Genomic DNA, 21826 nt, shown 5'->3' on the forward strand with positions numbered 1-21826 from the left:
CGATAACTTTGCGGGATCGCCGCGCGCTTCAGCTTGAGCTCATAAACCCGCCGGGGGATGACTGGCGATGAATGTCGCGATTCTACACGGCTGGCGTCAGGAGGGAATGCCGGGAAGCGTGTATCCAGTGCAGACGGAGCGTGCGGGATGACGACTGGCACGTATCACCCCGTATTGAGTGCTTGTTGAGTCTTGTGATTGATCACTGCGTTCACTCCAAGCCCTGCAACGCTCAGTGTCAGAAAGCCCAGAGCCAGCGTCGTGGTCAGGTTTTCGGGCATCAAATTGATTACCGAACTGGTCACACCGCCGAACATGAAAATCAGCATGCCCCCGACTGAGGTGGAGGCCCCGGCATTTTCCGGGTAGAGACTCATGGCTATGGAGTTTGCGATTGGTCTGGCAATGGTGGTACCCATGGTGCAAACCAGCATGGAGATCAACACCGTCGCCGCAGAAAGACCGAACTGGCGAGTCAGCCACAGCATGAGCCCGCCTGAAACGACGATCAGGCCCAGGCCGATAACGATCTGGGTGTTGGCTTGCAGGTATCGATGCAACACGCTGGCTAATACCCCTCCGAATACGTACGCCACGCCATATAGCAGCAACGCCCAGGCGAATTCATACGGCGAGAGCGCCAGACGCTCCATGAAGATGATGGGTGAAGAAACGATGAACGAAAAATGGCAGGCGAAGGCCAGAGCCGAAATCAACCAGTAACCCATGAAACGTACATCCGAACATAAGCGCCAATAGGCTCTGAAAAACCCCGTGTGTGCTGCGCTACGGACAGGCGAGACTTGCTTGAGTAACCGGTAGGCGCCGACCCAGGCAACAACCGCCAGTGCAATGAATACATAAAAACTGCCTTGCCAGCCAAGGCACGATTGCAGCCAGGTTCCCAGCAGGGGCGAAATTGAAATGAACACCCCGCCCCCCGTCACCATCCAGATCCTGATGCGCTCCCGTTCACGCCCGACGAACAGATCCTGGATCAGTGCCTGCGACAATGAAAATGACCCGCAACCAATCGCCTGAACCATGCGAAACCCCAGAAACCAGCGGTAGTCGCTGGCGAGCACGCAGCCAACCGTTCCAATTGCCGCGATGGCAATACCCCCCAGCAGCAGTTTCTTGCGTCCCCACGCATCCGACAATGGCCCGACCAGCATCACGGACAGTGCCAGACTGATGGCGAACACGCTGACGGACAGGGAAATCTCGGACGGTGAGGTCTGGAAGTAGCCAGCCAGATCGGGAAAGGACGGGAGCACGACGTCGAGGGGGAAAACACCCAGCAGCGTCATGGTCATCAACAGAATGATGGTGGCCCGCCGTTTTTTGACGTGGGCTATATCGTTTTCTTTATTCATCAAGAAGCCCGGCTCTGGTGAAGAGTTGCCGGTTGTAAGGCAGGTCGAAGAATCCTGCTTTTTTCAGGGCGCTCAGGGTGGCGCTGACGCCCGAGCGGGCCCGTTGCAGGGTGGCTTGCGCGTCGGACAGTCCTTCGATGATTTCCAGGCAGGCTGTCTCGCCGAGGCCGACAAAGCGAAGGCTCGCCCTCAGCCAGCGCTCATCGACTTCAAAGAAAACCCGAATGAGCTCCGGCAGCAGGCCAGCGCAGAACAGGCGTTGTGCGCTGGTCAGGTGCAGCCACAGATAATGGAACACTTCGCAGAAATAGCGACTGTGTCGCGCCTCGTCGGCGAGGTGGTCCCTGAGCATTTCCTGAACGCCGTCCACCAACGCATCGCGACAGATGTCGAGCAGATCCTTGGCGATGATTGTCTCGGAGACGAAGCCGGTGAGGAACCAGGCCAGTGGCTTGTGCCTGTCAGGTGTGCGCTCGAGCAGGGCGTTCAGTCGGATGATTCGCTGCGGCATGACGGGCCGATCGAAAATGCCGTAGAACGCGGCAATCTGTTCGGCGAGGCCATTGGAAACGAGGGCGTGATACCCCTCGTCGGTGTAAAGCTGCAGCGCGGCGTTTTTCATCCGCTGTGGAATGCTCACACCGAGTTCGTCATGGACGATGGTTTCGACAGATCGGTTGACGATGCGGTGTTCGAGCAAGGTGGTGTAGTCGAGGAAATACACCAGATGATTGGCCGATAGTCGATGAGTGATCGACCGGCTGGCGTCTTTGACTGCCGGGTGACTCAAATAAGACAGGAAGGCCGGCGGGAACCAATGCCGGGTTTCCAGTTGCTGTTCAATATCAGGCGGCAATAAATAGGTGTGCTTGCTGGTTCGCACGGCGGCGCGGTTATCCCAGTCGCCGAGGGTGAAGCGATCGGCCCAGCCGGTGGGAAGCGTTGCTTGTTCAAGGAGCGAGTCCGTCATGATTGGGAATCCTGACGGCTTAGCAGCGCTTTCAATTCCTTGCACAGCGCCTCCCCGTCGCTCTTGCCGCAACCGACAAAAAACAAAGGCTGTTCCGGGCTGTCATTGAGGCCCAGCAGCGTTTCGACCCGATCGTCTGTCAGCGCTCCGGTCAGCCAGGTGTTCAATCCCAGCGCGGTGGCCACCAACTGGAAGGTCTGGGAAATATGCCCGGCTTCTACATAGGCCATTCGATAAGCGCGCGAGTGTTCATATTTCCACCATAGTTTGTCGAATCGACTGGTGATGAACAGGCCCACCGGCAGGTTATTAATGAAGTGTTGCCCGCACAGCAGTTGACCCAATGGCCGGCAGGGCAGTGGATTGACGAAGCTCAACGCATGCTCGGTTGGATGGTAGGCATAGAGCCCGGGCTTCAGGCCGCTGACATTTTGTACAAGAAGGAAGCCTTCACAAGCGTTCAGCCCACCCCCGGAAGGACTGGTACGCCGGGCGTCGAGTCCTTCGGCAATGCTTTCGTCGATGTCGTCTTCACGTTCTCGCAAGTAGCCCAGGGACAAGTAAAGCAGCGTGCTGACCGCTTCGAATGAGAGCGTGTCCCCGGTGAAGGTTCGGCAGGTTTTTCGGTCGATCAGGGTGTTAGCCAGAGTGCTTTCCGGCAGCCATGAAGGTTTCGGCAGCGTAATCAACTCGTCTGCCAGGCGTTCCGCCAGTCGCGTGTCTGGGATCGGTGTGGCCAGGACTTCGCTGCAATGATTCAGATATTCTCTGGACCATTCATGAATATCTTGTGGGGTGTGTTGGCAGGGAATGTTCTTGGTGCCGATATGGAATATTTTCGACAGATCATCCCAGCCCCACTCAATAGCAGAAGGTGTTGCTGTGGTCAGTATTCCTGCTTCAAGAAGTTGCATGTCTATGCTGTTTTTATTATTGAATCTGTTCGGTTTGTTGATAAGTTCTGCCAGTCGGATTGAATGCTCAAGATCCAACTCATACTGTTTGTGGTTTTTGTAATCCCACACTATTTGGCCTGGCGTGCGAGGAAGTATGAAGAGGTAAGGGTTTATCTGCATGATGGGTGGTTCACTCTGGAGTTTTCATAGATAACGCTGGGTAGCCGGCACTCCCCAGCGCTTCATTTACTTAACGGGCTTTTGGCGCAACCAGAAAAGCCAGGTTGGCGATGTTGTTAGCTTCCAGAGTAATTGCTTTCATTTTTGGAACTCCTTGTAATTGATAGTGATCGTCACTCCAATGTGACAACTCAATCATAGTTACTAATGCGCTCTTATCAAGGAGAGATTGAGTAGGAATGTTCTAGTAGTTTTGTCGGATGAATCGAGAGTGTGAATGAGTTTTGTAAGGCGTATTCTTTAAAATCAAAAACACAGAGAAACGTCCTGCAAGTCACCAGGACTGCAAGTGTAGGAAGTTGTAGGGTTGAATATCAGATAATAGAACGGGGAGCCGATCGGCTCCCCGTCAAACCGGCGTAATCAGCTGTTTGGCAGCAGGCGGCAGGTGATGCTCTTGATGTAGCGAGTCTCGGCGATGGCCGGGTGAACCGGGTGGTCCGGGCCCTGACCGCCACGCTCCAGTAGCTGGATATTGCGGTCCAGGTGGCGGGCGCTGGTCAGCAGGATGTTTTGCAGGTCATCTTCGGGCAGGTGCATCGAGCACGAAGCACTCACCAGGATGCCGTCCTTGCTGAGCAGGCGCATGGCTTGCTCGTTCAGGCGGCGGTAGGCGCCTTCACCGTTCTTCATGTCTTTCTTGCGTTTGATGAAGGCCGGAGGGTCGGCCACGATCACGTCGAAACGTTCTTCGCTGGCTTTGAGCTCTTTCAGGGCTTCGAACACGTCGCCTTCAATGCAGGTCATTTTGTCGGCGAAACCGTTCAGCGTGGCGTTACGCTCGACGCCGTCGAGGGCGAAGGCTGAAGCATCGACGCAGAATACTTCACTGGCGCCAAACGCGGCAGCTTGCACACCCCAGCCACCGATGTAGCTGTACAGGTCCAGCACGCGTTTGCCTTTGGCATACGGGGCCAGGCGTGCGCGGTTCATGCGGTGGTCGTAGAACCAGCCGGTTTTCTGGCCTTGCATGACCGGTGCTTCGAATTTCACGCCGTTTTCTTCCAGCGCCACCCACTCCGGTACCAGGCCGAACACGGTTTCGACGTAGCGGTTGAGGCCTTCGGCATCACGGGCGGCGGAGTCATTCTTGAACAGAATGCCGCTTGGCTTGAGCACTTGGGTCAACGCGGCAATCACGTCTTCTTTATGGGCTTCCATGGTCGCCGAGGCGATCTGCACCACCAGGATGTCGCCGAAACGGTCGACCACCAGACCTGGCAGCAGGTCGGAGTCGCCGTAGACCAGACGATAGAACGGCTTGTCGAACAGACGATCGCGCAGCGACAGGGCGACGTTGATGCGGTGAACTAGCAACGACTTGTCCAGCGGCAACTTGATGTCGCGCGACAACAGACGGGCGCAGATCAGGTTGTTCGGGCTCATGGCAACGATGCCCAGCGGCTTGCCGCCGGCGGCTTCGAGGATCGCCTGGTCACCAGCCTTGAAACCGTGCAAAGGAGTGGCGGCTACATCGATTTCGTTACTGTAGACCCACAAGTGGCCATTTCGCAGGCGACGGTCGGCGTTGGCTTTGAGGCGCAGGCTAGGCAGGGACATGACGTCGCTCCGGAAAAAAGAGCGGGAGTATAGCGTGTTGCGCAAGGCCACGGTTTGGCGGATAGACATGCGGTGAAGGCCACGGGCGGAGATGAAACTTCAGCAGATGCACCGTCCAAGGTGTCGGATCCAAATTTTAGAAGCTAGAATCTGCGCCTGACCCAGAGTGTGTACATATGTCCCAAGAGCTGACTACCGAACAGATTCAACAGTCCCTGCAAGGCATCAGCGTGCCCGCCCAGCCGCAAATCATGGTGGATTTGCAGATGGAGCAGTACATGCCCGACCCGGACCTGGAAGTGATCGCGAAGCTGATCTCCCAAGACCCGGGCCTCTCTGGCGCTTTGCTGAAAATCGTCAACTCGCCGTATTACGGATTGAGCAACAAGATCGCCTCGATCCAGCGTGCGGTGAACCTGCTGGGCAGCCGTTCAATTATCAACCTGATCAACGCGCAGTCGATCAAGGGTGAGATGAATGACGACACCATTGTCACGTTGAACCGCTTCTGGGATACGGCTCAAGACGTGGCGATGACCTGCCTGACGCTGGCCAAGCGCATTGGCGCTCAGGCCGGCGATGAAGCGTACGCCCTGGGGTTGTTCCACGATTGCGGTGTGCCGTTGATGCTTCAGCGTTTCCCGCAATACATGACGGTTCTGGAAGAGGCGTATGCTAACGCCAGTACCGAATGCCGGGTGGTGGACACTGAGAACCGGGCGTTTAACACCAACCATGCGGTGGTGGGTTACTACACCGCCAAGTCCTGGCGTCTGCCGGATCATGTGACCGCCGCTATCGCCAATCACCACAATGCGTTGGCGATCTTCAGCGATGAGTCGTCGCGCAATGCCCAGCTCAAGAACCTGCTGGCGATCCTCAAGATGGCCGAACACATTTGTGCGTCTTATCGGGTATTGGGTAACCAGGCCGAAGACCACGAGTGGAACAGCATCGGGCATCTGGTGCTCGATTATGTCGGCCTCTCGGACTATGACTTCGAGACGCTCAAGCAAACGATTCGCGACCTCGGCACTCACCGCTGAGTGTTGGATAGCCTGATTCGAGAGCAACATGCCTGAACTGCCAGAAGTCGAAACCACCCGCCGCGGGATTGCGCCGCACCTGGAAGGCCAACGGGTCAGCCGAGTGATCGTGCGTGACCGGCGCTTGCGCTGGCCGATTCCGGAAGACCTTGACGTGCGGCTGTCCGGGCAGCGCATCGTGCTGGTGGAAAGGCGCGCGAAGTACCTGTTGATCAATGCCGAAGTCGGCACGCTGATTAGCCATTTGGGTATGTCGGGGAATTTAAGGCTGGTGGAAGCCGGCCTGCCGGCGGCCAAGCATGAGCATGTGGACATCGAACTGGAGTCCGGCCTGGCGCTGCGTTACACCGACCCGCGACGGTTTGGCGCGATGCTCTGGAGTCTCGACCCGTATAACCACGAATTGCTGATTCGCCTGGGACCGGAACCGTTGACCGACCTGTTCGACGGCGAGCGCTTGTTCCAGCAGTCTCGCGGGCGCTCCATGGCGGTCAAGCCGTTCATCATGGATAACGCGGTGGTGGTGGGCGTCGGCAATATCTACGCGACCGAAGCGCTATTCGCCGCCGGCATCGATCCGCGCCGCGAAGCCAAGAGCATTTCCCGGGCGCGTTATTTGAAACTGGCGATCGAGATCAAACGCATCCTGGCCGCTGCCATCGAGCGCGGCGGCACCACGTTGCGCGACTTTATCGGGGGAGACGGCCAGCCGGGTTACTTCCAGCAGGAACTGTTCGTGTACGGCCGAGGCCATGAGCCCTGCAAGGTCTGCGGCACGGAACTGCGGGATGTGAAACTCGGGCAGCGCGCCAGCGTCTTTTGCCCTCGCTGTCAGAGCTGAGAGTTCCTGCGGTCTATAGTCAGTGTTCTCTCTGCCTGGCGTAAGGACGCAGTTGCATCTTTGGCGTGGCTGATGGCCTCTTCGCTGGCAAGCCAGCTCCTACAAGGGAAATACGGTCTAATGTAGGAGCGAGCYKGCTCCGRGCGGCGTTCCGACGAAGGCGTCAGGWCCGGCAGCTAAAATCTCAAGCCTTACCGGTAATCTTCCGGTACTTCTCCATCAACTCGTCTGCAGTCTCCGGATGCGCTTCGTCCAGAGGAATGCAATCCACCGGGCACACTTGCTGGCACTGAGGTTCGTCGTAGTGGCCGACACACTGCGTGCACAGGTTCGGGTCGATCACGTAGATCTCTTCGCCTTGGGAAATGGCGGCGTTCGGGCACTCGGGTTCGCAGACGTCGCAATTGATGCAATCGTCGGTGATGATCAGGGACATGCTAACTCCAGCCAGGGCGGCAGGCCCAGGCGCAATAAACCAATGCGCACAATTGTGCCGCATTGGCGCCTGTAGTGCACGCAGGCGCCGATTAAGCGGTCGTTACTTCTTGAAGCGTTCGGTGAGGGCGTCGGCCACCGCAGGGTGGACGAACTTGGTGATATCGCCGCCAAGCGCTGCGATTTCACGGACCAGCGTCGAGGAAATGAACGAATAACGCTCGGACGGTGTGAGAAAAAGGCTTTCCACATCCGGTGCCAGTTGGCGGTTCATGTTGGCCAGCTGGAATTCGTATTCGAAGTCCGACACTGCGCGCAAACCACGCAAGAACACGTTGGCATTCTTCTCTTTGGCGAAGTGCGCGAGCAGCGTCGAGAAACCGACGACTTCAACGTTCGGCAGATGTTTAGTGACCTCGCGGGCCAGCTCCACGCGTTGTTCCAGAGGAAACAACGGGTTTTTCTTGGGGCTGGCGGCAACGGCAATGATCACATGATCGAACAGGCGCGCGGCGCGTTCGACCAAGTCGCCATGGCCCTTGGTAATAGGGTCGAAGGTACCTGGGTACAACACTCGGTTCATCGCGTCGTCCTGGCGGGAGTCCGTTGGGGAGTCGGATGGTATCGCAGCCTTCCCGGTCGGCCAAGTCGCCTGTTGGGTAAGAAAGCACTATAGACGATAAGAATATTCCCCCTTTTCATGGATTTTTTAAACGCTCGGCCAGTGAAGTGGCCAGTTGTGCCGTCAGCCCATAGATCGACAATTGCGGGTTTGCGCCAATGCTGGTGGGAAACAGCGAGCCATCATGGACTGACAGGTTGCTGAGCTGGTGATGACGGCCGAGGCTGTCGGTGACGGCGTTTTTCGGGTCTTCACCCATCGCACAACCGCCCATCACGTGGGCGCTGCCCAAGCGAGTGCGATACAACTCAAGGCTCAAACCATCGATCAGCGAGCGCGCTTCGGCCAGGGATTTCACGTAGCGAGCATCGGCGTGCATCGGCATCACCGCTTTGGCGCCACCGGCGAACTGGATCTCGGCCATGCTGTGGAAGGCTCGGCGCAAGCCTTCCCAGGTGTAGGGCGAGACTTGATAGTCGAGCACGGGCGTATTGTCGCTACGCAGTTCGACACTGCCGCCGGGGCTGTCCGGGTGGAAACCGTCGCGCAGCAACGCGAGCATGGCGTGGGTATGGGGTAGATGCTCCATGTGCTGGGCGTTTTCCTTGCCAAAACCGCCGAGCAGGGTTGTTGCCAATGCCGGGTGCAGGGGCGGCACTTCAAGTTTGTAGGACATCTTGCCGGTGGTGCCGTCCTGCCATTGGAAATGGTCGGAATAGATCGACTGCGGCGCGCCGTAGAACGGGTTGATCACCTCGTCGAACAGCCCGGCGGACATGTTCACCAAATGCAGGAACGTGCGTTTGCCCAGGCGTTTGTGCGGATCCGGTGCGTCAGAGCGCAAGAGAAGCCCCGGGCTGTTGATCCCGCCACCGGCCAGTACGTAGTGTCGTGCCTTGACCGTGATCGTGCGGCCGGTCGGCGCGACGCAACGGTCGTCCATCGCCACACAGTGCAAACCAGTGACTTTGCCGTCCTTGATCGACAGTTTTTCCGCGCGGGTCAGATACAACAGCTCGCCGCCTTTTTCCAGCGTTGCCGGAATGGTCGTGACCAGCATCGATTGCTTGGCGTTGGTCGGGCAGCCCATGCCGCAATAGCCGAGGTTCCAGCAACCGCGTACGTTGCGCGGGATGACGTGCCAGCTGTAGCCGAGTTTTTCACAGCCTTTGCGGATCACGTCGTTGTTGGCGTTGGGTGGCACCATCCACGGTGCGACGCCGAGACGTTGTTCCATTTTCTCGAACCACGGCGCCATTTCGGCTGGAGTGTGGCCTTTGACATCGTGTTCCTTGGCCCAGTGTTCAAGCGTTTGGGCTGGCGTGCGAAAGCTGGACGTCCAGTTGATCAGCGTGGTGCCACCCACCGCCCGACCCTGAAGGATGGTAATCGCGCCATCCTTGCTCATCCGCCCGATCCCTTCCTGGTAGAGGCTGGTGTAGGCCGGGCCTTCGAGCATCTTGAAGTCGCTGCTGGTCTTGAGCGGGCCTTCTTCGATCAGCAGCACCTTGTAGCCGGCTGCGCTGAGGATTTCAGCCGTGGTACCACCGCCAGCACCGCTGCCGATGATCGCCACGTCCGCTTCGAGGGTCAGGTCTTGGGTCAGTTGCGAGCCATTGTAGGTTTTCCAGCCACGGGACAGGCCTTCTCGGAACGGATCGGGTACAGGCATTCTCAGGTTCTCTTGTAGTTATTTTTTGGGTGTTCTTCCGGGCGCTATCGCGAGCAGGCTAGCTCCCACAGGGGGTACGCGATCCCTTGTGGGAGCGAGCCTGCTCGCGATAGGGTCGACTCGGTTTCAGACTGTGGGCGGCCCGGGATACCCGCAGTGCGCCCACGATTCCGCCCGGCTGTACCACGCCATCATCACCAGTTGCAGCAACGAGCTATGCCCCATGCGCAACAAGCCCAACGAGCTGTTTTCCCATCGATCAAGGAAGTGCCGGATGTCATCAGCGCTGGCGTTTTCCCAGCTGCCCCAGATGCCGGTCAGCGGTCCGCGAGTCACGGCCATCCCCAGCACATCGAACAATTGCTGGGTCAGCTTGAGCATTTCTGGTGACAGGTGATTCAGGCTGTTATCCAGGCTGTGCAAGGTCTGGTCGACCGAGGCCGACATTTTTTCGGCCGTGACAGCACCTTCGAGCATCACCGGGATCAGTGCCCGCAAAAACAGCAGGTCGCCGCTACGCAGCAGCGTGAAGCCGGTCGCCGGAGTGCTCGACGAGCAGCCGCTGAGGCTCGCGCCCAATCCGGCCGTGGCCAGAAAGGCGCTCGCGCCGAGGCTGAATTTCAGCAGGCCGCGCCGTGACAGCGCGGGTGTGTCGGTCAAGCTTGGGTTCATTATTGTTGTTACCCGGTGTTGGTGATCGTTAGCGGATAAACAGCTTCTGGATCAGTTTCTGAATGGATTTTCCGTACGGCGGGTAGATCAGCTTCGATGCGTTGAAGCGCTGTTTGATCAACACACCTTTGGCCTTGCTGAAGGTGAGGAAGCCTTCGTGGCCGTGGTAATGGCCCATGCCCGAGGCGCCGATGCCACCAAACGGCATGTCGTCCTGAGCGACGTGCAGCAGGGTGTCATTGAGGCAGACACCCCCGGAGTGGGTTTCGTGGAGCACGCGGTTTTGTTCGCGCTTGTCGTAGCCGAAGTAATACAGCGCCAGTGGGCGAGGGCGTTGGTTGATGTAGGCAAACGCCTCGTCCAGATTCTTGTACGGCACGATGGGCAGCAGGGGACCGAAGATTTCGTCCTGCATCACCGTCATGTCGTCAGTGACGTTGAGCAGCAGGCTGTGGCTCATGCGACGGCCCTGCCCCTGATCGAACAGCGGAATCAACTGCGCCCCTTTACTGGTGGCATCTGTGATGTAGCCGTTGAGACGCGCCAGTTGCCGCTCGTTGATGATGGCGGTGTAGTCCGGGTTGTCCGCCAGTGTCGGATAAAAACCGCGAATCACTTGGCGATAGGCGTCGATGAAACCGTCTACACGGTCTTGCGGCACCAGTACGTAATCCGGGGCCACGCAGGTTTGCCCGGCATTCAGGGTCTTGCCGAAGGCGATACGTTCGGCTGCGTCTTTGAGTGGCACATCGTGGGACACGATGGCCGGGGACTTGCCGCCGAGTTCGAGGGTCACCGGGGTGAGGTTCTCGGCCGCCGCACGCATCACGTGTTTGCCGATGCTGGTGGCACCGGTGAATAGCAGGTGATCGAAAGGCAGGCGAGAGAACGCTACGCCGATATCGGCTTCGCCCAGCACGACGCTTACCAGATCTTGTGGGAAGACCCGAGCGAGCAATTCCTTGAGCAGCAAACCGGTGGCCGGAGTCGATTCGCTGAGTTTGAGCATCACCCGATTACCGGCCGACAGCGCGCCCACCAATGGGCCGATGGCCAGATACAGCGGGTAGTTCCACGGCACGATCACGCCGACCACGCCCAACGGTTGGTAAACAACTTTGGCCGCCGCCGGCTGAAAAGCGATGCCCACCTTGCGCCGCGAGTCCTTCATCCAGCCTTTGAGGCGCTGGCTGGCGTAATGAATGCCGTGAAGGCTGGGCATTATCTCGGCTAGCAGTGTTTCATCGGCGCTGCGGTGGCTGAAATCCTGGCTGATGGCCTCGATCAACGCCTGGCGTTCGCTGTTCAACAGGTCGCGCAATGCCTTGAGCCATTGCTGGCGCTGTGCGGCCGGCGGCATCGGGTTGGCGGCGTAAGCGGCGCGTTGTGCGTCGAACAGGGTTTGCAGTTCTTCCAGAGACTGATTCAGGTTCTGAAGGTAGGCGATGTCAGCAGTCATTGTCGGCTCCGGATTAATTGTAATGAAGGCCTTTTTAGAGTCTATACTCTAGAAAGTCAAATGACATCCTCGAACAGCTTTGTTTTATCCACTCGCTGATAGGTCGTAAGATGCCCGTCATCGCACTCTGAATTTAAGCTCAAGCCATGGCCCCTAGGATAAAAACCAGCGAGCGCATCGTGCAGAACAGCCTGGAGCTGTTCAATCAGCAGGGTGAGCGCAGTATCAGCACCAACCACATTGCTGCCCACATGGATATTTCACCGGGCAACCTGTACTACCACTTCCCCAACAAGCAGGCGATCATCGCCGTGCTGTTCAGTGAGTACGAAAGCCTGGTGGACAGCTTTTTGCGCCCACCTCAGGGGCGTGCGTCCACAGTGGACGACAAGCGCTTCTACCTTCAGGAACTGCTGGCGGCCATGTGGCGCTACCGGTTTTTGCACCGCGATCTCGAGCACTTGCTCGACAGCGATCCGGAACTCGCTGCCCGGTATCGGCGGTTTTCCCAGCGTTGCCTGATCCATGGCACGCACATCTACGCGGCCTTCGTCGAAGCAGGCATCCTGCAAATGGACAAGGTGCAGATCGAGTCCCTGACGCTCAATGCGTGGATCATCCTGACGTCCTGGGTGCGGTTTCTGTGCACCACGCGGGAAAACTCCAATCACCTGAGTGAGCAAGCCATCAAACGGGGCGTGTATCAGGTGCTGGTGCTTGAGGCCGGTTTCGTGACGGATCAGTCTCGCGATGCAGTGAACGCGTTGTACGAAGAGTTTTACGTGCCGCTGGCCCAAGCCCTTGAAGAAGTGCATTAGGATTTAAAACCGACTTAGTCACAGGAGCCCGCTATGCCCATTGCGCAACTGATCAGCCCGCAAGCACTGGACCTGAAAAAGGACGAGCCGGGATTGGTGATTCTGGATTGTCGTTTTGCCCTCGAAGACCCGGATTATGGCCAGCGCAGCTATGCCGAAGGGCACATCGCCGGGTCGAAGTTTGCCGATCTTGAGCGTGATTTGAGTGGGCCGGTGGTCAAGGGCGTGACGGGGCGTCATCCGCTGCCTGACGCTGAAGCGTTGGTCGAACGACTGCAAGCCTGGGGCATCAACGGCGACAGCGAAGTGGTTTTGTACGATGACGGCCCGGGTGCCTACGCGGCGCGGGCCTGGTGGTTGCTGGTATGGCTGGGCAAGCGTGACGGTGTGTTTATTTTGGACGGCGGGCTCAAGGCCTGGCACGCGGCAGGTTTGCCGCTGAGCCTGGATGCATGCGACACCAAACGCGGCACCTTTACCGGAACCCCGGACAACGCGCTGATCTTGAGCGCCAAACAACTTCAGTTGCGTCTCGGCCAGCCGGCGCTGACCTTGCTGGACGCCCGCGCCTTGCCGCGTTTCAAAGGCGAAGTGGAGCCGATTGATCCGATTGCCGGGCACATTCCGGGGGCGCAATGTGCGGCGTTCAATGAGAACCTGGGCAGCGATGGACGATTCCTGCCGGCTGATCAGCTCAAGCAGCGATTTGCCACGAAACTCGGTGATCGTTCGCCAACCGATCTGGTGGCGTATTGCGGTTCAGGCGTGACGGCGTGCCATAACCTGTTCGCGCTGTGTCTGGCGGGTTATCCGTTGGGTTCGTTGTATGCCGGATCGTGGAGCGAGTGGATCAACGATCCCGCGCACGGCATCGCCACTGGCGAATAACGCAAATCCCCCACTGTGGGAGCGAGCCTGCTCGCGATAGCGGTGTACCAGTCAACATCTCAGCTGAATGACACATCGCTATCGCGAGCAGGCTCGCTCCCACACTGGTGCTCATCTCCGGCCTTGATCGATGTCTTTGGCCTACTATCGACCCGCGGCTGCCAGCCACTGCGGGATGCGCCGTTCCAGGTAATAACCCGGTTGCCTGAACGAGCCATCGACGAAACCAACATGCCCACCTTTGGCTTGTAATTCGAGTTGCGTGCAGGCGGACAGTTCGTCGGCTTGCGGCAGGCTGTGGGGGAAGACGAAGGGGTCGTCGGCCGCCTGAATGATCAGAGTCGGTGTGCGTATCTCACCAAGGAAATAACGACTTGAGGCGCGGCGATAGTAATCCTCGGCATCGATAAAACCATTCAACGGTGCCGTGACCCGGCCATCGAAATCCCAGAAGGTGCGCATGTTCTCCAGCGAACCGAGTGCCGCCAATGCCGCCAGGCCATCTTCGCGTCCGTCATGTTGAAACTTGCGTTGTTTGTTCTTGATGTAGGCGAGCATCTCGCGCATGAAATGCGCCTGGTAGACCCTGGAAAAGCCCTGGCCGATACGATCGGCACAGTGGTCCAGGCGAAACGGCACAGACACCGCCACCGCACCGGCCACGCCGCTGTCACTGCCGGACTCACCCAAGTACTTGAGCAAGACATTGCCGCCCAGGGAATAGCCCACCACATAAAGTGGCGCTAAGGGGCGTTTGGCCCGCAGGTGCCTGATGACTTCGGCCAGATCTTCGCTGGCACCGGAATGGTAGCTGCGGGCCAACAGGTTCGGCTCGCCCGAACAGCCGCGCCAGTTCAGCGCGACACTGGCCCAGCTTTGGGCGGCGAGTGCCTTTTGCACGCCGGCCACATAAGGTGAATTCGACGACCCCGTCAGTCCGTGCAGCACCAGCACCAACGGTGCCGCCGCGCTGTGTGGGCCATGCCAGTCAAGGTCGAGAAAGTCGCCGTCATCGAGCCACAAGCGTTCGCGCTCGCGTTCAATGTGCGTGGTTTTGCGCCATAGCGGTCCCCACAAGGTTTGCAAGTGCGGGTTGCCCAGGCCCAAGGCGGGGGTGAAGCGGTCTGGCGGATGGGACACGATTACTCTCGATGCAGCGGTGCGCAACGGGTGCGCACCTTTTCAGGCCGGTCGATTAACCGGCGATCTCTGCCATACGTTGCCACAATGCGTAGTAAACCCGCCCGGATTTCTGCTCGCGGTGCAGGCGCCAGTTGCCTGGCAAGCCGAGGGACGACGGCGCGTTCTCGCTTTCGGTGTAGATCCAGGCCTCGTTGGCCAGCCACTGACGCTCTTCCAGCAGCGTGCAGACGCTTGGCAGCAGGTTCTGGTTAAACGGCGGGTCGAGGAACACCAGGTCGTAGGCCGTGGCTGTCTGGGTTTCCAGGTAGCGCAGGGCATCGGCTGTCTGAATCTGGCCGGTAGTGCAGCGCAGTGTGCCCAGATGCTCCTTGATGCTGGCGACCGCGATGTTGCTGGCATCCAGCGCCTGGCCCATGGCCGCGCCACGGGACAGGGCTTCCAGAAACAGTGCGCCGCTGCCGGCGAACGGGTCCAGCACCTTGGCGCCCGCAACATAAGGCGCGAGCCAGTTGAACAGGGTTTCACGCACCCGGTCTGGCGTCGGGCGCAAGCCCGGGGCATCAGGGAAGCTCAGCTTTCGGCTGCCCCATTCGCCGCCAATGATGCGCAGTTGATTCACGCCGTTATGGACGTTGTGAACAGGTTTTTTAGGACGCGTGGCCATTAATGCTCCGGAACCCCGAGCGGCTGCTCGGCAGGTTTATCAGATGGGGCCGGTAACGGCTTTTGTGGCACGGTCGGGCCAGCGCTGACGATGACCATTTTGTCCGTGCTCAAGTGTTTGTTCAGTGCGGTTTTGACCTGCTCGACGGTCAGGCTCTGGGACTCACGCATGAAATCATCCAGATAACTGAGCGGCAGGTTGTAGAACCCCATGGCGCCCAATTGGCCGACGATATCGGCGTTACTGGCGGTGGACAGCGGGAAGCTGCCGGCCAGTTCACGCTTGGCGTCATCGAGTTCTTTTTGCGTCGGGCCGGTTTTAAGGTAGTCGGCCAGCACGTCCTGTACCAGTTTCAGCGTGCCTTCGCTCATTTCGGCGCGAGTCTGCAGGTTGATCATGAACGGGCCGCGCGCCTGCATCGGGGTGAAACCCGAGTACACGCCGTACGCCAGTCCGCGTTTCTCGCGCACTTCGCTCATCAGGCGGGTGCCGAAACCACCGCCGCCGAGGATCTGGTTGCCCATGGACAGTGCGGCGTAGTCCGGATCATCACGGTCGATGCCCAGTTGCGCAAGCATCAGGTTGGTTTGCTTGGACGGGAACTCGATGTGGCCGACGCTGGCTTTGGGGGCTTCCGGCTGCGCGATCTTCGTCAGTGCCGGGCCTTTTGGCAGCGCGCTGGAGACCTGCGCGGCAATCGCCTCCGCCTCGGCGCGGGACAGGTCACCGACCAGCGCAATCACCACGTTGCCAGCCGCATAGGCTTTCTCGTGGAACGCCTTCAACTGAGCTTGGGTGATCGCTGGAACGGATTTCGCCGTACCGTCACTGGCATGGGCGTAAGGGTGATCACCGTACAAACGGTTCATCAGCTCCAGGCTCGCCAGTTTGCCGGGGTTTTGCTTCTGGTATTCGAAGCCGGCGAGCATCTGGTTCTTGATGCGTGCGAAGGAGTCGGCCGGGAAGGTCGGTTTGCCAATGACTTCAGAGAACAACTTCAGGGCCGGTTCACGCTTGTCCACGGCACTGAGGCTACGCAATGAAACCAGTGCCATGTCTTTGAATGCACCGTTGCCAAAGTCAGCGCCCAGGCCTTCGAAGCCCTCAGCGATGGCGCCGGCATCTTTGCCGGCCACACCTTCGTTGAGCATCGCGTTGGTCAACGTGGCGAGGCCCGCTGCATCGCCGTCCTGGCTGCTGCCAGCGGCGAAGATCAGGCGCATGTCGAACATCGGCAGCTCGCGGGCTTCGACGAACATAACCTTGGCGCCTTCGGCGGTGTTCCAGGTCTGTACGTCAAGGGCGCGGTGGCTCGGTGCCTTGCCGTCGAGTTCCGCCAGCGATTGCAGCTTCTGACTGGACTTGGCTTTGTCCAGTGCTTCGCTGGCTTTGGACTCATTGCTTTTGGAAAGGTAAAAGGCAGCGGAGCCGATCAGTGCGACAGTGACCAAGCCGATCAGGGCCAGACGTGGTTTTTTACGCTCACTCATGAGTCGTCTCCAGTGGCAGTACATGGGCGACGCTGAGACGTTCGCGGGTGAAATACAGCTTGGCGGCTTTCTGGATGTCTTGCGGCGTTACGCTTTCCAGGTCGGCCAGTTCGGTGTCCATCAGCTTCCACGACAGGCCGACAGTTTCCAGTTGGCCGATGGAAGTGGCCTGGCTGGTGATCGAGTCGCGCTCGAAGACCAGTCCGGCAATCACCTGAGCCCGTACGCGTTCCAGTTCTTCGGCGGACGGTGCGGTGGTTTTCAACTGTTCAAGCAGCTTCCACAGACCGGCTTCAGCCTGGGCCATGGTTTTCTTTTTCTGGGTGTTGGGTGAAGCCGACAAGGTGAACAGACTGTCGCCGCGGGTGTAGGCGTCGTAGCTCGACGAACCGCCAGACACCAACTCTTCGCCGCGTTCCAGTTGCGTCGGGATACGACCGCTGTAGCCGCCGTCCAGCAGGGCCGAGATCAGGCGCAAGGCGTTTACCGAGCGTTTGTCTTCGGCGGTGGCGATGCTCGGCACGTTGAAGCCCAGCATCAGGCTCGGCAATTGGGTTTGCACATGCAGGGTGATCAGGCGTTCGCCGGGTTCGGCCAGTTCCAGGGGGATTTTCGCCGGGGGTACATCGCGTTTGGCGATGGGACCAAAATAACGCTGGGCCAAGACTTTGACCTCGTCCGGGGTTACGTCACCGACCACCACCAGCGTGGCGTTGTTCGGCACGTACCAGGATTGGTACCAGTGGCGCAGATCTTCAACTTTCATGCGGTCCAGGTCGACCATCCAGCCGATGGTCGGCGTGTGGTAACCGCTGGCCGGGTAAGCCATCGCCTTGAAGCGTTCGTAGGCCTTGGACGTCGGCTTGTCGTCGGTGCGCAGGCGACGTTCTTCTTTAATGACCTCGATTTCGCGGGCGAACTCGTCACTCGGCAGACGCAGGCTGGCCATGCGGTCTGCTTCCAGCTCGAAGGCCACGCCCAGACGATCGCGGGCCAGCACTTGATAGTAAGCCGTGAAGTCGTCGCTGGTGAACGCGTTCTCTTCAGCGCCGAGGTCGCGCAGGATCAGCGAGGCTTCACCGGGGCCGACTTTCTCGCTGCCCTTGAACATCATGTGCTCGAGGGCATGGGAAAGACCGGTCTGCCCCGGTGTTTCGTAGCTGGAACCGACCTTGTACCAGACCTGGGAAACCACCACCGGCGCACGATGGTCTTCGCGCACGATAACTTTCAGGCCGTTATCGAGAGTGAATTCGTGGGTGGGTTGTGGATCGGCAGCGAAGGCTGACAGTGGCAGGCAAACTGTGCTGAGCAGCAGGCCAGCAGCGCGGCGGGCTAGAGCATTCATTCTTTTTTAAACCTGTTGGGCTGCCTGCTTGGTCTTAGCGTCAGCGGGCGAGAGGGTGCTAGGATACTGATCCGTTTTACTGGCGGCCACGCCTATCAGGCCTTTGATCGGTCAGCAGGTTGTTTGGGTTTGCGACGCAAGCTTTGAGTTTGATAGCTAAACTCTGTGTTTTCGCCGACGATGCCGTTCCAGTCCTTCGAATTAGTCGACCTTTGAGGTGCGTTTTTCACCTCGACAAAATGTTGCGGGTGAACAAGCTGGATCAATCGCAGTCTGTTCTGCATCGAATATTTATTTGCCGGGGCGCCCTTGGGCGCGCCGCTACTGTGAGATAGCCGTCCTCCATGTTTGGTTCCAACGACGACAAGAAAGCCCCAGCTGCGGCTGGCGAGAAGAAAAGCCTGTTCGGATGGCTGCGCAAAAAGCCGCAGGAACCCGTCGTCGAACAGCCACAGCCACTTCCTGAGCCCACGCCGGCACCGGTTATAGAAGAAGCGCTCGCGCCGACTGTCTTGCCCATCGCCGAACCGGTGCTGCAACCGGTGGTCGAGCCTGATCTCGTTGCCGAAGTCGTTACCCAAGCGTCCCTGACACCGATTGCCGAACCCTGGCTGACGTTGCCGGTGGCCGAAGAGCCAGTGGCATTCGTTGAAGATGAATTGGCGCCGCACATTACGCCGCCGATTCCTGCTCCGGCCGCGTTTGCGCCTGAGCCCGTTCAGGTTCCGGTGGTTGAACCGGTTGTAGCACCAGTCGTTGTGGCTGCGCCTGAGCCGGTTGTTGCGCCAGTCGTCGTGGCTGCGCCTGAACCGGTTGTAGCACCAGTTGTAGTGGCCGAGCCTGAGCCGGTTGTTGCAGAGCCTGTGGTTCCTGCTTTCATTGCTCCGGTTGCTCCGGTTGCTCCGGTTGCTCCGGTAGTGCAGGCACCTGCACCGGTCGTCGCTCCCGTTGAAACGCCCGTCGAGTCGCCGCGTACAGAAGAATCCAAAGCCGGTTTCTTCGCCCGCCTAAAGCAAGGCCTGTCCAAGACCAGCGCCAGCATCGGCGAAGGCATGGCCAGCTTGTTTCTGGGCAGAAAGGCCATCGATGACGAGCTGCTCGAAGACCTCGAAACCCGTCTGCTGACCGCCGACGTTGGCGTCGAAGCCACGTCGGTGATCATCCAGCGCCTGACCCAAAAGGTCGCACGCAAGGAGCTGGCCGACTCCGATGCACTGTACAAGTCTCTGCAAGCCGAGCTGGCCGCCATGCTCAAACCTGTCGAGCAACCGCTGAAAATCACCTCGCAGAACAAGCCGTTCGTGATTCTGGTGGTGGGCGTCAACGGCGCCGGCAAGACCACCACCATCGGTAAACTGGCGAAGAAGCTGCAGCTTGAAGGCAAGAAAGTCATGCTCGCGGCCGGTGACACCTTCCGCGCCGCAGCGGTCGAGCAATTGCAGGTCTGGGGCGAACGCAACAAGATCCCGGTCATCGCCCAGCACACCGGCGCCGACTCGGCATCGGTTATCTTTGATGCCGTTCAGGCGGCCAAGGCCCGCGGCATTGATGTACTGATCGCCGACACCGCCGGTCGACTGCACACCAAAGACAATTTGATGGAAGAACTGAAAAAAGTTCGCCGGGTCATCGGCAAGCTTGACGCCGACGCGCCGCACGAAGTGCTGTTGGTGCTCGATGCCGGCACCGGCCAGAACGCCATCAACCAGGCCAAACAATTCAACCAGACCGTCGCACTGACTGGCCTGGCGCTGACCAAGCTCGACGGCACCGCCAAGGGTGGGGTGATTTTTGCCCTGGCCAAGCAGTTTGGCCTGCCGATCCGCTATATCGGCGTCGGTGAAGGCATCGACGATTTGCGTACCTTTGAAGCAGAACCCTTTGTCCAGGCACTGTTTGCCGAGCGGGAGCGTTCATGATTCGTTTCGAACAGGTCGGTAAACGCTACCCGAACGGTCACGTCGGCTTGCATGAGCTGAGCTTTCGAGTCCGTCGGGGCGAATTCTTGTTTGTAACCGGGCATTCCGGCGCCGGTAAAAGCACCTTGTTGCGTCTATTGCTGGCGATGGAGCGTCCGACCACTGGAAAATTGCTGTTGGCCGGCCAGGACCTCGCCACCATCAGCAGCGCGCAGATTCCTTATCTTCGCCGGCAGATCGGCGTGGTTTTCCAGAATCACCAATTGCTGTTTGATCGCACGGTGTTCAACAACGTCGCGCTGCCCTTGCAGATCCTTGGCCTGTCGAAGGCCGAGATCGTCAAGCGCGTGGATTCGGCCCTGGAGCGAGTGGCGCTGTCGGACAAAACCGATTTGTACCCCGGCGACCTGTCCACCGGTCAGCAACAGCGCGTCGGCATTGCCCGCGCCATCGTTCATCGGCCGGCCTTGCTGCTGGCGGATGAGCCGACCGGTAACCTCGACCCGCGTCTGGCCGCCGAAATCATGGGCGTGTTCGAAGACATCAATCGCTTGGGTACCAGTGTGCTGATCGCCAGTCACGACCTGGCGCTGATCGCCCGTATGCGCCACCGCATGCTGACGCTGCAGCGTGGTCGATTGATTGGCGACGGGGAGGCTGCCGAATGAGTGCGACACGCAGCCCCAAAGTTTCCGAACGCGTAGCCCCGAAGGCTGCCGATCCGCAACCGCAAAAGAAAAAACACGACGACGATGACGACGGCCCGGACTTCGCCACGTTGTTCCGCGCCTGGGTCGAAAGCCATCGCGCGAGTCTGCTGGACAGCTTGCGTCGCTTGGGCAAGCAGCCCATAGGCAGCTTTTTCACCTGCATGGTGATGGCCGTTGCTCTGAGTTTGCCGATGGGGCTGTCACTTTTGCTGAGTAACGTCGAGCGGCTGGGCGGTTCCTGGCAGCGTGCGGCGCAAATTTCCCTGTACCTGCAATTGGAAGCCAGCCCCGCTGAGGGCGAGTCGTTGCGCGAGCAGATCAAAGGCATGCCGGGCGTAGCGGATGCGCAATATGTCGGTCGCGATCAGGCGCTGGAAGAGTTTCAGCAGCAGTCCGGCTTGGGCGACGCGCTCAAGGAATTGCCGGAAAACCCGTTGCCTGGCGTGGTTCTGGTGACGCCGAAGGAAGTCGACAAGCCTGCGCTTGAAGCATTAAGACAAAAACTTTCCGAGCTGCCGAAGGTACAACAGGCGCAACTTGATCTAGTCTGGGTCGAGCGTCTGGCCGCCATCCTCAAGCTGGGCGACCGTTTTGTCTTCGGTCTGACCGTGCTGCTGGTTTCTGCATTACTTTTGGTGATAGGCAATACCATTCGTCTTCATATTGAAAACCGCCGCACAGAGATAGAAGTGATTAAACTCGTCGGCGGCACTGACAGCTATGTGCGCAGACCCTTTCTGTATATGGGCGCACTTTATGGCTTCGGTGCGGGGATGCTGTCCTGGGGTGTACTGGCGTTTGGCTTGAACTGGCTGAATGAATCGGTGGTTGGGCTGGCCGGTTTGTACGGCAGTGATTTTGCGCTGGCCGGAGTGCCAGCTGCCGACGGTCTGTCTCTCTTGCTTGGCGCGGTGCTGTTGGGGTATATCGGTGCATGGATTGCAGTCGCACGCCACCTGAGGGAGCTTGCGCCTAAGTAGTATCATTTTGCTCGTATTGACCTTTCAGCGTTTATGGGAACTTGTCTTTCGGTTTCCGGTCAATTTTCGCAGTGCTG

Annotated in this window: 20 protein-coding genes; 7 read left to right on the top strand and 13 right to left on the bottom strand. The window is 58.9% G+C overall.

Annotated features, from left to right (window positions below; translation table 11 throughout):
* Positions 1–164: 164 nt before the first annotated feature.
* From AC1DWM_RS10475 to AC1DWM_RS10490, 4 genes are all read right to left on the bottom strand, one after another.
* A complete protein-coding gene (locus AC1DWM_RS10475) occupies positions 165–1376 on the bottom strand; it encodes an MFS transporter (RefSeq protein ID WP_477795155.1) in 1212 nt (403 codons plus the stop codon).
* Positions 1369–2346 carry a diiron oxygenase gene (locus tag AC1DWM_RS10480; RefSeq protein WP_477795156.1) on the bottom strand — a complete coding sequence of 326 codons (978 nt, stop codon included), beginning with the start codon at positions 2344–2346 and terminating at the stop codon, positions 1369–1371. Before AC1DWM_RS10480 ends, AC1DWM_RS10475 begins: the two co-directional genes overlap by 8 nt.
* Positions 2343–3422 (bottom strand): SagB family peptide dehydrogenase, encoded by a 1080-nt coding sequence (locus AC1DWM_RS10485; protein ID WP_223518206.1) that lies wholly within the window; start codon positions 3420–3422, stop codon positions 2343–2345. Before AC1DWM_RS10485 ends, AC1DWM_RS10480 begins: the two co-directional genes overlap by 4 nt.
* A 423-nt stretch (positions 3423–3845) precedes the next feature.
* Positions 3846–5042: a class I SAM-dependent rRNA methyltransferase gene (locus AC1DWM_RS10490; protein WP_223517968.1), complete on the bottom strand. Its 1197-nt coding sequence runs from the start codon at positions 5040–5042 to the stop codon at positions 3846–3848.
* A 230-nt stretch (positions 5043–5272) separates the two neighbouring features.
* Between AC1DWM_RS10490 and AC1DWM_RS10495 the strand changes: the two genes are divergently transcribed.
* Positions 5273–6088 (top strand): HDOD domain-containing protein, encoded by an 816-nt coding sequence (locus tag AC1DWM_RS10495; protein WP_223518208.1) that lies wholly within the window; start codon positions 5273–5275, stop codon positions 6086–6088.
* A 28-nt stretch (positions 6089–6116) separates the two neighbouring features.
* Positions 6117–6929, top strand: coding sequence for a bifunctional DNA-formamidopyrimidine glycosylase/DNA-(apurinic or apyrimidinic site) lyase (gene mutM, locus AC1DWM_RS10500; RefSeq protein WP_223517970.1), 813 nt, complete (start codon positions 6117–6119; stop codon positions 6927–6929).
* A gap of 184 nt (positions 6930–7113) precedes the next feature.
* Here the strand turns inward: mutM and AC1DWM_RS10505 are convergent, their stop codons facing one another.
* The 5 genes from AC1DWM_RS10505 to AC1DWM_RS10525 form a co-directional block, all read right to left on the bottom strand.
* On the bottom strand, positions 7114–7365 hold the full coding sequence (locus AC1DWM_RS10505) for a YfhL family 4Fe-4S dicluster ferredoxin (protein WP_223517972.1): 252 nt from the start codon (positions 7363–7365) through the stop codon (positions 7114–7116).
* A 102-nt stretch (positions 7366–7467) separates the two neighbouring features.
* A complete protein-coding gene (gene coaD, locus AC1DWM_RS10510; RefSeq protein ID WP_007945531.1) occupies positions 7468–7947 on the bottom strand; it encodes a pantetheine-phosphate adenylyltransferase in 480 nt (159 codons plus the stop codon).
* A gap of 115 nt (positions 7948–8062) precedes the next feature.
* Entirely contained in the window at positions 8063–9658 is a 1596-nt protein-coding gene (locus AC1DWM_RS10515; RefSeq protein ID WP_477795157.1) for a GMC family oxidoreductase, read from the bottom strand.
* Between the two features lie 126 nt (positions 9659–9784).
* A complete protein-coding gene (locus tag AC1DWM_RS10520) occupies positions 9785–10330 on the bottom strand; it encodes a twin-arginine translocation pathway signal protein (RefSeq protein ID WP_477795158.1) in 546 nt (181 codons plus the stop codon).
* Positions 10331–10358: 28 nt separating this feature from the next.
* Positions 10359–11789, bottom strand: coding sequence for a coniferyl aldehyde dehydrogenase (locus AC1DWM_RS10525; protein ID WP_477795159.1), 1431 nt, complete (start codon positions 11787–11789; stop codon positions 10359–10361).
* A gap of 146 nt (positions 11790–11935) precedes the next feature.
* Here AC1DWM_RS10525 and AC1DWM_RS10530 point away from each other — a divergent pair, with 146 nt between their 5' ends.
* Both AC1DWM_RS10530 and AC1DWM_RS10535 read left to right on the top strand, forming a co-directional pair.
* Positions 11936–12607 (top strand): TetR/AcrR family transcriptional regulator, encoded by a 672-nt coding sequence (locus tag AC1DWM_RS10530; RefSeq protein WP_477795160.1) that lies wholly within the window; start codon positions 11936–11938, stop codon positions 12605–12607.
* 33 nt (positions 12608–12640) lie between these two features.
* Positions 12641–13495, top strand: coding sequence for a sulfurtransferase (locus AC1DWM_RS10535; protein ID WP_477795161.1), 855 nt, complete (start codon positions 12641–12643; stop codon positions 13493–13495).
* A gap of 144 nt (positions 13496–13639) precedes the next feature.
* Here AC1DWM_RS10535 and AC1DWM_RS10540 read toward each other — a convergent pair whose 3' ends face one another.
* From AC1DWM_RS10540 to AC1DWM_RS10555, 4 genes are read right to left on the bottom strand one after another with little or no spacing between them, the layout of a single operon-like run.
* Entirely contained in the window at positions 13640–14635 is a 996-nt protein-coding gene (locus AC1DWM_RS10540; protein ID WP_477795162.1) for a hydrolase, read from the bottom strand.
* Between the two features lie 55 nt (positions 14636–14690).
* Positions 14691–15302, bottom strand: a complete 612-nt coding sequence (gene rsmD, locus AC1DWM_RS10545) for a 16S rRNA (guanine(966)-N(2))-methyltransferase RsmD (protein ID WP_140664229.1) — start codon at positions 15300–15302, stop codon at positions 14691–14693.
* Entirely contained in the window at positions 15302–16792 is a 1491-nt protein-coding gene (locus AC1DWM_RS10550; RefSeq protein WP_223517991.1) for a M16 family metallopeptidase, read from the bottom strand. Before AC1DWM_RS10550 ends, rsmD begins: the two co-directional genes overlap by 1 nt.
* Complete coding sequence (locus AC1DWM_RS10555; RefSeq protein ID WP_223517993.1) at positions 16785–18140, bottom strand: M16 family metallopeptidase; 1356 nt, start codon at positions 18138–18140, stop codon at positions 16785–16787. Before AC1DWM_RS10555 ends, AC1DWM_RS10550 begins: the two co-directional genes overlap by 8 nt.
* A 344-nt stretch (positions 18141–18484) precedes the next feature.
* Here AC1DWM_RS10555 and ftsY point away from each other — a divergent pair, with 344 nt between their 5' ends.
* The 3 genes from ftsY to ftsX are packed head-to-tail and all read left to right on the top strand — an operon-like array spanning position 18485 to position 21749.
* On the top strand, positions 18485–20059 hold the full coding sequence (gene ftsY / locus AC1DWM_RS10560; RefSeq protein ID WP_477795163.1) for a signal recognition particle-docking protein FtsY: 1575 nt from the start codon (positions 18485–18487) through the stop codon (positions 20057–20059).
* Positions 20056–20727, top strand: coding sequence for a cell division ATP-binding protein FtsE (ftsE, locus tag AC1DWM_RS10565; protein ID WP_007945516.1), 672 nt, complete (start codon positions 20056–20058; stop codon positions 20725–20727). The genes ftsY and ftsE overlap by 4 nt, the downstream gene beginning before the upstream one ends.
* Complete coding sequence (gene ftsX, locus AC1DWM_RS10570) at positions 20724–21749, top strand: permease-like cell division protein FtsX (RefSeq protein WP_223517999.1); 1026 nt, start codon at positions 20724–20726, stop codon at positions 21747–21749. The genes ftsE and ftsX overlap by 4 nt, the downstream gene beginning before the upstream one ends.
* Positions 21750–21826 lie beyond the last annotated feature (77 nt).

The organism is Pseudomonas sp. P4_C8 (assembly GCF_056401975.1).

What these genes read in the sequence shown, in the direction of transcription:
- AC1DWM_RS10475 (WP_477795155.1), bottom strand. Translation starts at nt 1,376, where the DNA reads ATGAATAAAGAAAACGATATAGCCCACGTCAAAAAACGGCGGGCCACC.
- AC1DWM_RS10480 (WP_477795156.1), bottom strand. Translation starts at nt 2,346, where the DNA reads ATGACGGACTCGCTCCTTGAACAAGCAACGCTTCCCACCGGCTGGGCC.
- AC1DWM_RS10485 (WP_223518206.1), bottom strand. Translation starts at nt 3,422, where the DNA reads ATGCAGATAAACCCTTACCTCTTCATACTTCCTCGCACGCCAGGCCAA.
- AC1DWM_RS10490 (WP_223517968.1), bottom strand. Translation starts at nt 5,042, where the DNA reads ATGTCCCTGCCTAGCCTGCGCCTCAAAGCCAACGCCGACCGTCGCCTG.
- mutM (WP_223517970.1), top strand. Translation starts at nt 6,117, where the DNA reads ATGCCTGAACTGCCAGAAGTCGAAACCACCCGCCGCGGGATTGCGCCG.
- AC1DWM_RS10505 (WP_223517972.1), bottom strand. Translation starts at nt 7,365, where the DNA reads ATGTCCCTGATCATCACCGACGATTGCATCAATTGCGACGTCTGCGAA.
- coaD (WP_007945531.1), bottom strand. Translation starts at nt 7,947, where the DNA reads ATGAACCGAGTGTTGTACCCAGGTACCTTCGACCCTATTACCAAGGGC.
- AC1DWM_RS10515 (WP_477795157.1), bottom strand. Translation starts at nt 9,658, where the DNA reads ATGCCTGTACCCGATCCGTTCCGAGAAGGCCTGTCCCGTGGCTGGAAA.
- AC1DWM_RS10520 (WP_477795158.1), bottom strand. Translation starts at nt 10,330, where the DNA reads ATGAACCCAAGCTTGACCGACACACCCGCGCTGTCACGGCGCGGCCTG.
- AC1DWM_RS10525 (WP_477795159.1), bottom strand. Translation starts at nt 11,789, where the DNA reads ATGACTGCTGACATCGCCTACCTTCAGAACCTGAATCAGTCTCTGGAA.
- AC1DWM_RS10530 (WP_477795160.1), top strand. Translation starts at nt 11,936, where the DNA reads ATGGCCCCTAGGATAAAAACCAGCGAGCGCATCGTGCAGAACAGCCTG.
- AC1DWM_RS10535 (WP_477795161.1), top strand. Translation starts at nt 12,641, where the DNA reads ATGCCCATTGCGCAACTGATCAGCCCGCAAGCACTGGACCTGAAAAAG.
- rsmD (WP_140664229.1), bottom strand. Translation starts at nt 15,302, where the DNA reads ATGGCCACGCGTCCTAAAAAACCTGTTCACAACGTCCATAACGGCGTG.
- AC1DWM_RS10550 (WP_223517991.1), bottom strand. Translation starts at nt 16,792, where the DNA reads ATGAGTGAGCGTAAAAAACCACGTCTGGCCCTGATCGGCTTGGTCACT.
- AC1DWM_RS10555 (WP_223517993.1), bottom strand. Translation starts at nt 18,140, where the DNA reads ATGAATGCTCTAGCCCGCCGCGCTGCTGGCCTGCTGCTCAGCACAGTT.
- ftsY (WP_477795163.1), top strand. Translation starts at nt 18,485, where the DNA reads ATGTTTGGTTCCAACGACGACAAGAAAGCCCCAGCTGCGGCTGGCGAG.
- ftsE (WP_007945516.1), top strand. Translation starts at nt 20,056, where the DNA reads ATGATTCGTTTCGAACAGGTCGGTAAACGCTACCCGAACGGTCACGTC.
- ftsX (WP_223517999.1), top strand. Translation starts at nt 20,724, where the DNA reads ATGAGTGCGACACGCAGCCCCAAAGTTTCCGAACGCGTAGCCCCGAAG.